This window comes from Qipengyuania soli, from assembly GCF_015529805.1.
In the GTDB taxonomy this organism is placed as follows: Bacteria; Pseudomonadota; Alphaproteobacteria; order Sphingomonadales; family Sphingomonadaceae; genus Qipengyuania; species Qipengyuania soli.
In genome coordinates this window covers 1,353,636-1,366,910 of sequence record NZ_CP064654.1, presented here as the reverse complement: position 1 = coordinate 1,366,910, position 13,275 = coordinate 1,353,636, and the positions used below count along the sequence as shown (strand labels likewise).

The 13,275-nt window shown below is 63.6% G+C and carries 12 protein-coding genes; 7 read left to right on the top strand and 5 right to left on the bottom strand.

The window, feature by feature from the left end; all coding sequences use genetic code 11:
* Window positions 1-36 precede the first annotated feature (36 nt).
* Together IRL76_RS06820 and IRL76_RS06815 are read left to right on the top strand one after the other, a co-directional pair.
* Complete coding sequence (locus IRL76_RS06820) at window positions 37-984, top strand: DUF808 domain-containing protein (protein WP_200984024.1); 948 nt, start codon at window positions 37-39, stop codon at window positions 982-984.
* Window positions 977-1,615 (top strand): glutathione S-transferase family protein, encoded by a 639-nt coding sequence (locus tag IRL76_RS06815; RefSeq protein ID WP_200984023.1) that lies wholly within the window; start codon window positions 977-979, stop codon window positions 1,613-1,615. The genes IRL76_RS06820 and IRL76_RS06815 overlap by 8 nt, the downstream gene beginning before the upstream one ends.
* On the opposite strand, the gene IRL76_RS06810 is transcribed toward IRL76_RS06815, so the two are convergent.
* Window positions 1,612-3,051 (bottom strand): glutamate ligase domain-containing protein, encoded by a 1,440-nt coding sequence (locus IRL76_RS06810; protein ID WP_200984022.1) that lies wholly within the window; start codon window positions 3,049-3,051, stop codon window positions 1,612-1,614. The genes IRL76_RS06815 and IRL76_RS06810 overlap by 4 nt on opposite strands.
* A 67-nt stretch (window positions 3,052-3,118) precedes the next feature.
* Here IRL76_RS06810 and IRL76_RS06805 point away from each other — a divergent pair, with 67 nt between their 5' ends.
* The 4 genes from IRL76_RS06805 to dnaN all read left to right on the top strand — a co-directional run bounded on the left by IRL76_RS06805 (window position 3,119) and on the right by dnaN (window position 6,933).
* Window positions 3,119-3,946: an LD-carboxypeptidase gene (locus IRL76_RS06805; protein WP_200984214.1), complete on the top strand. Its 828-nt coding sequence runs from the start codon at window positions 3,119-3,121 to the stop codon at window positions 3,944-3,946.
* A gap of 26 nt (window positions 3,947-3,972) precedes the next feature.
* Entirely contained in the window at window positions 3,973-4,911 is a 939-nt protein-coding gene (gene fabD, locus IRL76_RS06800) for an ACP S-malonyltransferase (RefSeq protein ID WP_200984021.1), read from the top strand.
* Window positions 4,911-5,663, top strand: a complete 753-nt coding sequence (fabG, locus tag IRL76_RS06795) for a 3-oxoacyl-[acyl-carrier-protein] reductase (protein WP_200984020.1) — start codon at window positions 4,911-4,913, stop codon at window positions 5,661-5,663. The genes fabD and fabG overlap by 1 nt, the downstream gene beginning before the upstream one ends.
* 145 nt (window positions 5,664-5,808) lie before the next feature.
* Window positions 5,809-6,933 (top strand): DNA polymerase III subunit beta, encoded by a 1,125-nt coding sequence (gene dnaN / locus IRL76_RS06790; protein ID WP_200984019.1) that lies wholly within the window; start codon window positions 5,809-5,811, stop codon window positions 6,931-6,933.
* Here the strand turns inward: dnaN and IRL76_RS06785 are convergent.
* Window positions 6,914-7,894, bottom strand: coding sequence for an acyltransferase family protein (locus IRL76_RS06785; protein ID WP_200984018.1), 981 nt, complete (start codon window positions 7,892-7,894; stop codon window positions 6,914-6,916). The two genes, dnaN and IRL76_RS06785, sit on opposite strands and share 20 nt — an antisense overlap.
* A gap of 97 nt (window positions 7,895-7,991) precedes the next feature.
* On the opposite strand from IRL76_RS06785, the gene IRL76_RS06780 reads away from it, so the two are divergent.
* The gene (locus IRL76_RS06780; RefSeq protein WP_200984017.1) at window positions 7,992-9,062 is read left to right on the top strand and encodes a DUF2855 family protein; all 1,071 of its coding nucleotides are present in this window, start codon (window positions 7,992-7,994) and stop codon (window positions 9,060-9,062) included.
* On the opposite strand, the gene IRL76_RS06775 is transcribed toward IRL76_RS06780, so the two are convergent.
* From IRL76_RS06775 to IRL76_RS06765, 3 genes are read right to left on the bottom strand one after another with little or no spacing between them, the layout of a single operon-like run.
* Window positions 9,059-10,486 (bottom strand): amidase, encoded by a 1,428-nt coding sequence (locus IRL76_RS06775; protein ID WP_200984016.1) that lies wholly within the window; start codon window positions 10,484-10,486, stop codon window positions 9,059-9,061. The two genes, IRL76_RS06780 and IRL76_RS06775, sit on opposite strands and share 4 nt — an antisense overlap.
* A gap of 14 nt (window positions 10,487-10,500) precedes the next feature.
* Window positions 10,501-11,511, bottom strand: a complete 1,011-nt coding sequence (locus IRL76_RS06770; RefSeq protein WP_200984015.1) for a zinc-dependent alcohol dehydrogenase family protein — start codon at window positions 11,509-11,511, stop codon at window positions 10,501-10,503.
* The gene (locus tag IRL76_RS06765; protein WP_200984014.1) at window positions 11,508-13,259 is read right to left on the bottom strand and encodes an N-acyl-D-amino-acid deacylase family protein; all 1,752 of its coding nucleotides are present in this window, start codon (window positions 13,257-13,259) and stop codon (window positions 11,508-11,510) included. Before IRL76_RS06765 ends, IRL76_RS06770 begins: the two co-directional genes overlap by 4 nt.
* Between the last annotated feature and the right edge of the window lie 16 nt (window positions 13,260-13,275).

The following is a 13,275-nucleotide window of genomic DNA, read 5'->3' as shown; positions in this document are numbered from 1 at the left end:
CAGGGCGGCATTGGGTGTGAAACGAAGGAGATTTGCGTGCCCGGTGGACTTGTCGCCCTGCTTGATGACGTGGCCGTGATCGCCCGTGCAGCCGCCGCTTCGATAGACGATGTAGGCGTGGCCGCATCCAAAGCGGGTTCGAAGGCTGCGGGTGTTGTCATCGATGATGCTGCCGTAACGCCGAACTACGTGACCGGTTTTACGCCCGATCGCGAGCTTCCGATCATTGCCAAGATCACCCGGGGGAGCCTTTTCAACAAGCTGGTCATCCTCCTGCCGGCAGCCCTCCTGCTCAGCGCCTTCCTGCCGTGGGCCATAACTCCCATCCTCATGCTCGGCGGTGCCTATCTAAGCTATGAAGGGGCCGAGAAGGTCATGGAGTGGCTGACCGGCGAAGAGCACGGCGACACTCTGGAAGACCCGATCGAGGACATGGCCGTCTTCGAAAAGCAGCGGGTCAACGGCGCGATCCGGACCGACCTCATCCTTTCCGCCGAGATCATGGCGATTACGCTTTCGTCCGTCGCGGATGAATCGCTGATTGTTCGCGCGGGTGTGCTCGCGCTTGTGGGCGTTGCGATAACCTTCGGCATCTATGGCGCCGTCGCGCTGATCGTGAAAATGGACGATATCGGCCTACACCTTGCCAAGAGCGAACGGCCGGCGACCGAACGCTTCGGATGCTGGTTGGTGCATGCCATGCCTAAGGTGCTCACTATCCTCTCTTTTGTCGGCACAATTGCGATGCTGTGGGTAGGCGGCGGAATCATCCTGCACGGCCTCGAAGAACTCGGCGTGCATGGTCCTGCCGATATTGCGCACAATCTTCAGCATGCCGTCGAGATGGCGACAGGGGCTCTGGCAGGCGTGCTGGGCTGGCTTTCCTACGCCCTTGCCTCGGCTGTCGTCGGGCTGGTGCTTGGCTTCCTCATCGCCTTCCTCCTTCACAAGGTCCTTCGGCTAGGCCCGCACTCGCATGACTGAAGTACCGCTCCTTTATACCTGCGCACGTTCGCGCGGATTTCGCGCCACCTGGGCTGCGGAGGAAGCTGGTATCGAGATCGAGTTGAAACTCCTTCCGTTCCCGCCACGGTTCCAGGCGCCCGAATATCTGGAGATAAATCCTCTCGGCACGGTACCCATGCTTGTCGACGGCGAGGCTCGCATGACCGAAAGCTGCGCGATCGCCCACTATCTTGCGACCAAGTGCGGGTACACCGATCTCGCAATTGCCCCGGGCGAGCCGGACTACGCGGCCTATTGCGATTTCACTTACCACGCCGACGCAACGATCACCTTCCCGCAGACAGTCTACATGCGGTTCGCCCTGTTCGAAAAGGACAAGGGTTGGGAAGAGGCTGGCCACGCCTATGCCAAGTGGTTCTGGAAGCGTTTGGTTAAGCTCGAACAGCGTCTCGAAACGCGCGACTATCTCTGCGCAGACCGCTTCACGGTGGCCGACATATGTTGCGGCTATGCGCTGGTCTTGGCCGAGCGTGTCGGGCTTGATGAAGGCGTGCCGGACAGCCTCAAGGCTTACCGTGATCGCCTCAAGGCACGTGAAGGTTTCCGCCGTGCCTGGGATCGCGAGAGCGCAGGCCCCGGCGCGATCTAGGACAGGCGCTGGAAGATATCGCGGGCGAAGTCGCTCAGCGTATCGTCGCGTGCGCCCATCACCACGATGCGGTCTCCCGGTGACGCGATGCTGACGATGCGGTCGCCCACTGCCTTGCGGCTCGGGATGTAGTCAGCACGGCCACCGGCTTCCTCGACCATGCGCACGATCCTTTCGCTCCCCTCGCTGCGATCGACAGTGCCGCCGAAATAGACCGGGTCGCACAGGATCACGCGGTCATCGGGCTCCAGCTCGTGAGCAAAAGTCTCGGCGAGTTCGTGGCCCATCTGGCGCAGCGGGCCATAGCCATGGGGCTGGAAGAAGGCGATGACGCGGCCCGGGTGCGCGCGCAGGGTCCGCAGCGTCGCAGCGCATTTCTCCGGATTATGGCCGAAGTCGTCGATGACGGTAATTGCCGCAACAGTGGTGCCGACAATGTCGAATCGCCGCGCCAGGCCCTGGAAATCGGCCAAGGCCGCGACGGCACTGGCCACCCGTATGCCGGCAGCCGCTGCTCCGGCAATCGCCGCGAGGGCGTTGGAAAGATTGTGCCTGCCGGGGAGGGCGAGGCGCAGGGCGTGTTCGCTACCGTCGTGGCGGTCCACCACGAGCGCTGCCTGCCGAACCGGTCCCTCGGCGATAGAGCCGGGCACGATACCGATCTGGGCCTTCTCTTGTTCGATCCCGAAAGTGATGACTTCTTTCGCACGCGGCAGCAGCGCCAGAGCTTCGGGATCGTCGGCATTGATTACCGCGATACGGCTGCGTTCGAGGTAGTCGCCGAAAAGCTGGCGCAGTTCCTCCATGCTCTTGTGGTCGAGACTGACGTTGAGCAGCACGCCGACCGCCGGACGATAAAGCGCGATGGACCCGTCGCTTTCGTCCACTTCGCTGACGTAGATCGACTGGCTGCCAACGACTGCACTGGCATAAGGCCGCTCCGGCGAGACGAAGTTCTTCATCACCGCGCCGTTCATGATCGTCGGCTCCCGCCCACACGCATGCAGGATCCAGCCCAGCATGCCCGTCACGGTCGACTTGCCGCTGGTCCCGGCAATCGCGAGACCTGCTCCGCTGGTGTTGAACAGGATCGAATTCAGCTCCGCCCGGGTGAGGCGCAGGCACCCCAGTTCCCTGGCGCGCTGAACTTCGGGAACGGTATCTTCGATCGCGGCCGAGGCGACGAGAATCTGGTCCTTCGAAACGATGCCACTGCCGTCCTGCGGGTGAAGGACCAGTCCCTGATCCTGCATAGCTGCAAACTTGTCAGGCGTGCGGCCTTGGTCGAAGCTGCGGTCGGACCCCTCTACCGTGCAGCCGCGTCCCTTGAGAATCTGGGCAAGCGGCAGCATTCCCGAACCGCCGATACCGCAGAAGAAGAACGGGCGGGCGAAAAGCTCCTCGGGAGTGGGCATGTCTGGAGTGCTGTCGGTCATTGCGCGCACCGCTATGCAGTTGTCAGCATGAACACAAGCGGGCATGGGATGGCCCGTGCCAAGCGAGCTGCGCTCTATCGCCATCTGTGCCCCCGCAACACCGCTCAAGCGGGTGTGGGCAGACGAGGTACTGGCGATTGCCGAGACCGAGTTTCCCAGCCTCGAACTTCATTTCCATGACCAGTGCTTCATCGAGGACGGGCATTTCGCCGGAAACGATGCTGTGCGTCTGTCCGCTCTGCTCGATTGTGCAGACGACCCACAATTCGATGCGGTCTGGTTCGCCAAGGGCGGCTATGGCTCGAACCGCATCGCTGGCGAGTTTTTCGGGCGCATGGGCGAAGCGGCGCGGCGCAAGACCTATTTCGGCTATTCTGATCTCGGTACGCTGCTCGGCGGTCTCTATCGTGCCGGGATCGGCCATGCCGTACACTCGCCCATGCCGGTCGATATCATGCGCGAGGGCGGGGCGGACGCAATCCGTCGTGTGCTTCGCTGGTTTTCCGGTGATCGCGACGGTCTCGAGCCTGGACTGACCGGAGCTCCTGCCGCGGCGTTCAATCTCTATACGCTGGCCATGATGGCCGGCACCGAATTCATGCCCACTCTCGCAGGCCATGAGGTGCTGGTGGAAGAGGTCGGAGAGTATGAATACGCGATCGACCGGCTGTTCTTCCATGTGACCGCCCACCTGCGCGACGTAGCCGGTTTGCGCCTTGGCCAGGTCACGGCAGTCCCCGAAAACGACCGCCCATTCGGAGCAGGTGTCGAGGATATTGCCCGTTACTGGTGCGACAAGCGCGGCCTAGAATATCTCGGTCGCGCCGAGATCGGACACACGTCTGCCAACAGGATCGTGCCCTTCGGACTTGAGGCGGACGCAGGCCGCCGCTAGGCGCGCCGCGCGTGAAGGAGAGAACAATGAACGCATTCATCTTCCCCGGCCAGGGAAGCCAGAAGGTCGGCATGGGCGTCGAGCTCGCCGAGGCCAGCGCCCACGCCCGCGAGGTTTTCGAGGAAGTCGACGAGGCATTGGGGCAGAAGCTCTCGGCCCTGATGAAGGACGGTCCCGAGGCCGATCTTACGATGACCGCCAATGCGCAGCCCGCGATCATGGCTAACTCCATCGCCACTTTGCGCGTGCTGGAGAAGGAATTCGGCGTGATCCTCGCCGACAAGGCCGAGTGTGTCGCGGGCCACTCGCTCGGCGAATACAGCGCACTGTGCGCCGCCGGGGCTTTCTCGCTCAGCGATGCCGCGAGGCTCCTTCGACTGCGCGGGACGGCGATGCAGGATGCAGTGCCGGTTGGCGTCGGCGCGATGGCGGCACTGCTCGGTGCGGACATCGAAAAGGCTACGGCACTGGCCGCTGCGGCGGCTCAGGGGCAGGTTTGCGAGGTCGCCAACGACAACGATCCGACGCAGGTAGTCATATCGGGTCATGTAGAGGCAATCGAGCGTGCTATAGAGCTCGCCAAGGATCACGGGATCAAGCGCGGCATCAAGCTGCCCGTGTCGGCACCATTCCATTGTTCGCTGATGGAGCCGGCGGCGCGCCGCATGGAGGCTGCGCTCGGCGACGCCCCGCCACAGGCATTCTCCGTTCCCATTTTTGCCAACGTGACTGCCGCGCGCGTTACCGATGCGGGCGAGGAACAGAGGTTGCTGGTCGAGCAGGTGACCGGCCGTGTGCGCTGGCGCGAGAGCGTGCTGGCCATGCATGCGGCGGGGATCGATCGCTTCGTCGAACTCGGCGGCAAGGTCCTCGGCCCGATGGTCGGCCGGATCGCGCCCGACGCCGCGACGGTAAGCCTCGTCACGATGGAAGATCTCGAGAATTTCGCGAAGGAGCAGGGATAATGTTCAGCCTCGAAGGAAAGACCGCGCTCGTCACCGGCGCCAGCGGCGGTATCGGTTCCTCGATCGCCTATGCGCTGGCGAAGCAGGGGGCTCGCCTCGCACTCTCGGGCTCGAACGCGGCCAAGCTGCGCTCCTTCCGCGAGCAGCTCAACGACGAGTTCGGCCATGACCACGTCGAGATCACTTGCGACCTGTCGAACACGACGCAGGTCGAGGAACTGATCCCGGCAACCGTCGACACGCTCGGCAAGATCGACATCCTCGTCAACAATGCCGGCATCACGCGCGACAATCTCGCCATGCGGATGAAGGACGAGGAGTGGGACGATGTTATCCGCATCAACCTCGAGGCGAGCTTCCGCCTGATGCGCGCCGCCGCCCGCCCGATGATGAAGGCGCGCCATGGGCGGATCATTTCGATCACCAGCGTGGTCGGGGCGACCGGCAATCCGGGCCAGATGAACTACACCGCGGCCAAGGCAGGCCTTACCGGCATGTCGAAGAGCCTGGCGCAGGAACTGGCGAGCCGCGGGGTCACCGTGAACTGCGTCGCTCCCGGCTTCATCCGAACCGCGATGACCGACGCTCTGACCGACGACCAGAAGGCCGCGATCAATGCCCGCATCCCGATGGGGCGCATGGGTGAAGGCGACGAGATCGGAGCCGCCGTGGCCTATCTCGCCAGCGACGAGGCCGCCTATGTCACGGGTCAGACGCTGCACGTGAACGGCGGCATGGCGATGATCAGCTAAATCGCCAGTTTTCCCCAAGGAAAGCAGGGGCAGGGCGCTGCAGCCTTGCCCCCTTTGGCGGCCTCGCTAGGGTGAATATCCGTATTCCGGCGCTCAGGGGGCGATTCCGGCCCCTTCTGCGCCCAGCAGGGACGAAAGAAGGACCATGAAGGCCACTATCGAACGCGCAACACTCCTGCGCTGTCTCTCACACGTGCAGTCGGTGGTGGAACGCCGCAACACGATCCCCATCCTGTCGAATGTGCTGATCGAGGCCGAAGGCGACAATTCGCTCAAGGTCATGGCGACCGACCTCGACCTCCAGGTGATCGAGCACATGAGCGCCAGCGTCGAAAGCCCGGGTTCGATCACGGTTTCCGCGCACCTGCTGTTCGATATCGCCCGCAAGCTGCCCGAAGGCAGCCAGGTCAGCCTCGAAACCGCCGAAAACCGCATGGCCGTGAAGGCCGGACGCAGCCGTTTCAGCCTGCCGACCCTGCCGCGCGATGATTTCCCGGTGATCGTCGAAGGCGACCTGCCGACCAGCTTCGAAGTGCCCGCCAAGACGCTGGCCGAGCTGATCGATCGCACCCGTTTCGCGATCTCGACCGAAGAGACCCGCTATTACCTCAACGGCATCTTCCTGCACGTTTCGGACGAGGACCAGCCGGTGCTCAAGGCCGCCGCGACCGACGGTCACCGTCTTGCGCGTTTCACCATTGCCCGCCCTGACGGCGCAGAGGGAATGCCCGACGTTATCGTGCCGCGCAAAGCCGTGGCCGAGCTGCGCAAGCTGCTGGAAGAAGCGATGGACGGCAATGTCCAGATCGACCTTTCGGCGAGCAAGGTCCGTTTCACCCTTGGTGGCGAGGGCGGTGTCGTTCTCACCAGCAAGCTGATCGACGGAACCTTCCCCGACTATTCGCGCGTCATTCCAACGGGTAACGACAAGCTCCTCAAGCTTGATCCAAAGAGTTTCTTCGAGGGTGTGGACCGCGTTGCGACCATCGCCACGGAGAAGACCCGTGCGGTCAAGATGGGCCTCGACCGGGACAAGGTAACGCTGACCGTGACCTCGCCCGACAATGGCGTCGCATCGGAAGAAGTGCCTGCCGAGTATTCGGCTGATGCTTTCGAGATCGGCTTCAATGCGACCTATCTCAAGGACATCCTCAACCAGATCGACAGCGACACTGTCGAAATCCATCTGGCCGATGCGGGTGCCCCGACGCTGATCCGCAAGAACGACGATTCACCGGCGCTCTACGTCCTCATGCCGATGCGGGTCTGACCTCGGCGCGACCGCGCTTGCGCAGCAGGTCGAGCTTGCTGCGCAGGGGGCGGTCGAGGAGACGATCCAGAGCTACACTTGCAATAACCAGCGCGGCGCAAGCGGTCAGGACCGCTGCGTCGCTTGCGCCCACCATCAGCGCGAGCAAGGGGACGTGAATGCAGTATAGCGGATAGGACGCATCGCCGAGGAAGGCCGCGAGACGACGCTGCGGGACTTCGACCTGGCTCGCCGCTGCAGTGAGAGCGGGGACACCGAGAAGTACGAAGGCAAGCGCTGCCCGATTATCCGCTTCACCAACCAGCATGAATACGCCGGCCAGAGGTAGGGCAAGGGACCAGCCGAGGGTCGAAAGCCTGGCCGTGGTGCGACTGATCGTCATTCGATGGACGATAACCCCGGCGCTGAACGCATAGCCGACACGTGCAAACCCGGCGCCAAAACTCACCCAGTCTGCACCGAGGTCGGCGAAACGCATTGGTGTCCCGGAATAACCTGCGAGGACCAATCCCGAAGCACCCGCGATCACCGCGAGGGTCAATGTGTTCAACTGATGCAGAACCAGCGCAAAGGCGATGTAGGTCACCATCTCGAAGAGCAGTGACCAGAGTGGCGGGTTGGCAGGGTAGAGCAATCCGTCCGAAAGCCAGTTCGGCAGGAGGAAGAGCATCCCCGCGTGCCCGCCATGTATGGCTATTCCCAGCAATGCCCCCAGCGCCAGCATCGGCCAGAGGCGCACGATCCGGCGCTCTACGAACTCGCGCGCGCCCAACCCGTCACGCAGGCGCATCTCGTAGGCGCGGGCAATGACGAATCCACTGAGGCAGAAGAACAGGTCCACGGCGAGATAACCGCCCGGCACCTGGAACCCGACGTCCTGACGGACATGGAACAGCATCACGCCGATGGCGGCCAGCCCGCGCATGGCGTCTATCGTGGCAAAGCGCTTGTCCGGATGCATTCCATGGGCCCCCGGCCGTCGGGATAGCCTTTCATGGTTAAGGAAGGCTTGCAGGCCGGCGCGGGGGCGCTAGCTTGGCAGCGCAAGGAGAGCCGAAATGCAGCAAGTCCACGTCGCCAAATCCGACCTCACCAATGCCGAGCTGGTCGATGCGGATGCAGGCCCTCTCGCAGACGGTGCCGTCCGCCTCGCCGTCGAGAGCTTTTCGGTCACTTCGAACAATGTGACCTATGCCGTCGTCGGCGACGGTTTTGGCTACTGGAACTTCTTTCCTGCGCCCGAGGGCAAGGGCATCGTGCCGATGTGGGGTCACGCTCGCGTCATCGAGAGTAATTGTCCCGATATCGCGGTGGGCGAACGCGTTTACGGCTATCTCCCCATGGCGAGCCATCTCGACGTGGTGCCCGGCAAAGTCACCGCGGGCGGGTTCGTCGACACAGCGGCGCATCGCCAGCCGATGAGCCCGATCTACAACCAGTATTCACGTCTCGCTGCCGACCCCGAACACGATCCCTCGCGCGAGGGGGAACGGATGATCTTCGGTCCGCTGTTCAAGACCGGCTTCCTGATCGAATACTTCATGCGGTCGGAAAACTGGTTCGGCGCAGACCAGCTGGTCATTACCAGCGCTTCGTCCAAGACGGCGATGGGCCTCGCCAGCGTTGCCAAGCATCGTTCGCCTTCGGTGCGGCGGATTGGCCTTACCTCGGCCGGCAATGTGGAGTTCGTGAAGGCGAGCGGCCTGTACGATGAAGTCCTGCCCTATGATGCGGTGGGCGATATTGCGGCACGCCCGAGCGTTTCGGTCGATTTTGCGGGCAGCTCCAACCTCCTGCGGGCGGTGCATTCACACCTCGGGGACGACCTCAAATACTCCTGCCTTGTCGGCGTGACCCATGTTGAGGAGCGGGGTGCCGGTACCGATGGCATTCCGGGACCGACGCCGACGCTGTTCTTCGCCCCCGACCATGCCGTCGCCCTGTTCAAGGAAGTCGGTCCGGAACAGGCCGGCCAGCTCATGGCGCAAAGCTGGGCCGGATTTCTTGGCGATTGCGGCAACAGCGTCACCATCGAACGCCACGCAGGACTAGAGGCAGCGCGCAAGGTCTTCGTCGACATGGTCGGCGGCGCGGTCGATCCCGCCAAGGGGATCGTGATCGAACCCTAGAGCGGGGGGCGCCGGTCGAGCCAAGGCTGGGCGGTTTCCAATTGCGTCGCGAGCTGGAGCAGCAGCGCTTCCTCGCCAACCCGGCCGACGAACTGCGTGCCCATCGGCAGGCCTTCGGGCGTCCACCACAACGGCACGTTGATCGCCGGCTGGCCCGTGGCGTTCTGGATGGCCGTGAAGGGCACGTAGTCGGTCATGGCGCCGAAGCCGGTCTCCACATCTTCGCTGTCGAGCACGAACGTGCCATTCCGCGGGGGTGGAGCACCGAGGGTTGGTGTCAGCCAGATGTCGAAATTCGCATGCCAGGCAGCGACCGCGCGGGCCATCTGCTGCAACTGGAAGATCGCGCCCCATAGCTGCGGCGCCGAGGTGGCCTTGCCGATGGCATAGAGGCCCCGCGTAAGCCCCTCGAGATTGTCCGGACCGGGTTTCTGGCCCGTCATCTGGCAGATACCGTCGATCTGCATGGCCGCGCCGCTCGCCCAGATGGCGATAAAGGGCTCGAACAGGGCCTCACTGGTCACCGGTGGAGAAGCTTCTTCGACATGGTGACCCAGATCCTCGCACAGCCTCGCTGCGTGTTCGACGGCCGCGACGGCCTGCGGATCGAGCGGGCTTCCGCCACCCGGGCGGGTTCGCGCAAAACCGATGCGCAGGCGCGGGCAGGGCTGCTGCGATGCCGCCAGCCAGTTGGCGGGAGCCGCAGGCGCGGAATAGGGATCGCCGGGCGCAGGCCCTGCGGTCACGTCAAGCATGACGGCGGTGTCGCGCACGCTCCTGCTGACGACATGTTCTGCCACGATGCCGCCCATGACGTCGCCGAGCATGGGTCCCAGAGGATTGCGCGCTCGGGTGGGTTTGAGGCCAACCAGCCCGTTGCAACTTGCCGGAATTCGGATCGAACCGCCGCCGTCATTGGCATGTGCGACCGCAACCATGCCGCTTGCCACTGCGGCCCCCGATCCACCCGATGAGCCGCCGGTCGAATGCTCTGCGCCCCAAGGGTTCTTCGCCGGACCATAGAGTTTGCTCTCGGTCGTGCCGACTAGGCCGAACTCGGGCACGTTGGTCTTGCCGATGGGGACGAGGCCGCCAGCCAGGAACCGTTCGACCAGCGTCGAGGTGAAAGGCATCGGCACGGGCGGGCAGAGCCGCGATCCATTGCGCGTCGGCCAGCCTTCGAGGTCGCCGAGGATGTCCTTGAGGAGGAAGGGAACACCCTTGAACGGCCCGGTCGGCAAGTTCCCTCGGGCACGGTCGCGGGCGCCGTCGTAATCGCTGAAGACCACGGCATTGAGCTGCGGGTTCAGCCTTTCGATCTGCGCAATCGCCAGATCGACAAGCTCGATGGGCGCGACATCACCCTTGGCGACGAGTTCGGCCATGCCGAGTGCGTCGAGGCGTTCGTACTCGGCAGGCGACATCGCAAGTTCTCCCTTCAGATTGCTACGGCGATCTTCCCGAAATGCCCGCCGCTTTCCTGGTGGCGGAAGGCATCGGCGAGGCGCTCGAGTTCGAAGGTGTCCGAAATTACCGGCTTTATGCCGTTCGCTTCGATCCCTGCGATCATGTCGAGTTGCTGCTGGCGACTGCCCACCGTGAGGCCCTGAACCCGCAGGTTCTTGGCCATCAACAGTGCGGTCTGCACCGGACCGGCAAATCCCGCCAGCACGCCTATCAAAGCTACGTGGCCACCCACGCGGGTAGCCAGCATCGACTGGTCGAGCGTGCCCGCACCGCCGATTTCGACCACGCAGTCCACACCGCGTCCGCCAGTCAGTTCAAGGACCTTGGGGCCCCATGCCTCGACTTCGCGATAGTTGATGAGGTGGTCGGCACCCATTTCCTTCAAGCGCTCGAGCTTCTGGCCGCTCGAACTGGTCGCGATGACCGTTGCACCCGCCGCCTTGGCGAACTGCAGGGCGAAAATCGATACGCCTCCGGTGCCTTGAACCAGCACGGTGTCCCCCGGCTTGACCGCATTGTCGACGAACAGCGCCCGCCACGCCGTAAGGCCGGCGCAGGTCAGCGTTGCTGCCTCGGCATGGGTGTAGCCCCTGGGAACGCGAGTGAACCAGCTTGTCGGCGCGGTCATCGCCTCGCGCGCGTAGCCGTCGATCCCGTCGCCCGGGACGCGGGTGAACGCGGTCGCAGGAGGCCGCCCGTCGAGCCAGTCGGGGAAGAAGGTGCTGACCACCGCGTCATCGACCTTGTAGTCGGTCACGCCGTCGCCCACCGCCACCACCTCACCGGCGCCATCCGACATCGGAATTCGCCCGAGTGCGGAAGGGATCATCCCCTTGACCACGGCATAGTCGTGGAAGTTCAAGGAACTCGCCTTCAGCGCAACCGTAATTTCGCCTGGGCCTGGATCGGGCGCATCGGCTACATCGGCATATTCGAGTGCTTCGAGAGTGGAAGGCGTCGCGCCGGTGCGGATCGCCTTCATTCGGCAGCCTCCGCCATCTCGATACGTTGCGGGCCACGGATCAAATTGCCCGGGGTCTCTCCGGTCCACTGACCCTCGCGGAAAGTAACCTTGCCGTTCTTGATCGTGGCGATGTAGCCCTCTGCCTTCTGGAGCAGGCGCTTGCCACCAGCCGGAAGGTCGAAGGCAAGCCAGGGCTTGCCCAGCTTCAGGCGGTCCATGTCGATGATGTTGAGATCCGCGAGGTATCCCGGCGCGATCACGCCGCGATCATCGAGGCCATAGAGTCGGGCAGTGTCCGAGCACTGGCGCTTGACCGCGTTTTCCAACGTGATGGTGCCGCGCGAACGATCGCGCACCCAGTGCTGGAGCATGAAGGTGGGCGACGCAGCATCGCAAATGGTGCCGCAGTGCGCGCCGCCATCCGACAGCGAATTCACCGTATCGTCCGACTGCTGCAGGTCCATCAGGAAGTCGAGGTTGCCGTCGGCGTAATTGAGGATCGGCAGGTAGATGAACCCCTTGCCCTCGTCGCGGCACAGCAGGTTGTAGGCGTATTCGTCGCCGGAAACGCCCGCCTTTTCAGCGCGGGCAAGAACGCTCTCCTCTGCCGTGGGTTCGTAGTTGAAGTCCGGATCCATCTCGAACTGGTATCCCCAACCACCGCACACGACCATGATCAGGCCGATAATGTCATGGTTTACCTCGCTGAGATCGTTGGTCTCGGACAGCAACTGCGCCTTGAAGGCCGGGTCGAGCAGCTTGGCGCGTTGTTCTTCCCACGGGAGTCCTTCGATCGCTTGCCAGCTCGGGCGGAAGCGGAACGGGTGCACTGTCCCCTGCCAGGCCATCACGATGCCGTTACCGCGAAGCGCGATTTGCGCGACGATGTTGGCGCCGTTGTCGTTTTCGGCGCGCATGCATTCAATCTGCTCCTCGAGCGGCATTTCCTTGGCGATGGACTGGAGGGCGGCGAAGGTAACGGGAAGGCCGGTTTCGCGGCTGAGTTTGCCCATCCAGCCGAACTCGTCCCACTCGCGCATCATGTCGCTGGCCATCTCGAAAACGCCATGGCCAGCGCGGCCCATGGCCCGACCGATGGCGACGAGCTCTTCCGCGGTGGCGGTGGTGCCGGGCACCACTTCTCCGTCGATGTCGCGGTGAAGTACGGTTCGAGAGGTGGAAAAGCCGAGCGCGCCGGCCCTTACACCGTCTTCGACGATGGCCGACATCTTGGCGATGTCATCCTCGGTCGGGATGGCACCGGGCCGTTCGCGGTCGCCCAGGACATAGGCGCGTACTGCGCCATGCGGGACGTGCGTACCGACATCGACGGTGCGCGGCAGGCGCTCGAGTTCATCGAGATATTCGGGGAAGGTTTCCCAGTTCCACGAGAGGCCCTCCGCAAGTGCGGTGCCGGGAATGTCCTCGACCCCTTCCATGAGCCCGATCAGCCATTCGTGCTTGTCCTTGTGCGCCGGGGCGAAGCCGACGCCGCAATTGCCCATGATGACCGTGGTAACGCCGTGCCAGCTCGACGGGGCCATTTCCTGGTCCCAGGTTGCCTGCCCGTCGTAATGCGTGTGGACGTCGACGAAGCCGGGAGTGACAAGATGTCCGCCCGCATCGATCTCCTCCGCCGCATCTCCGGTCACCTTGCCGACTTGCGCGATCAGGCCGTCCTTGACCGCGATATCGCCCGAGAATCGTGCGCCCCCCGTTCCGTCTACAATGGTGGCGTTACGTACGATCAGGTCGAATGCGGGCATGGGGAAACTCCTCTCT

Excerpts from the sequence above, each read along its gene's own strand:
- IRL76_RS06815 (WP_200984023.1), top strand. The coding sequence starts at position 977 with ATGACTGAAGTACCGCTCCTTTATACCTGCGCACGTTCGCGCGGATTT.
- IRL76_RS06810 (WP_200984022.1), bottom strand. The coding sequence starts at position 3,051 with ATGACCGACAGCACTCCAGACATGCCCACTCCCGAGGAGCTTTTCGCC.
- IRL76_RS06785 (WP_200984018.1), bottom strand. The coding sequence starts at position 7,894 with ATGCATCCGGACAAGCGCTTTGCCACGATAGACGCCATGCGCGGGCTG.
- fabG (WP_200984020.1), top strand. The coding sequence starts at position 4,911 with ATGTTCAGCCTCGAAGGAAAGACCGCGCTCGTCACCGGCGCCAGCGGC.
- IRL76_RS06775 (WP_200984016.1), bottom strand. The coding sequence starts at position 10,486 with ATGTCGCCTGCCGAGTACGAACGCCTCGACGCACTCGGCATGGCCGAA.
- dnaN (WP_200984019.1), top strand. The coding sequence starts at position 5,809 with ATGAAGGCCACTATCGAACGCGCAACACTCCTGCGCTGTCTCTCACAC.
- IRL76_RS06780 (WP_200984017.1), top strand. The coding sequence starts at position 7,992 with ATGCAGCAAGTCCACGTCGCCAAATCCGACCTCACCAATGCCGAGCTG.
- IRL76_RS06765 (WP_200984014.1), bottom strand. The coding sequence starts at position 13,259 with ATGCCCGCATTCGACCTGATCGTACGTAACGCCACCATTGTAGACGGA.
- fabD (WP_200984021.1), top strand. The coding sequence starts at position 3,973 with ATGAACGCATTCATCTTCCCCGGCCAGGGAAGCCAGAAGGTCGGCATG.
- IRL76_RS06770 (WP_200984015.1), bottom strand. The coding sequence starts at position 11,511 with ATGAAGGCGATCCGCACCGGCGCGACGCCTTCCACTCTCGAAGCACTC.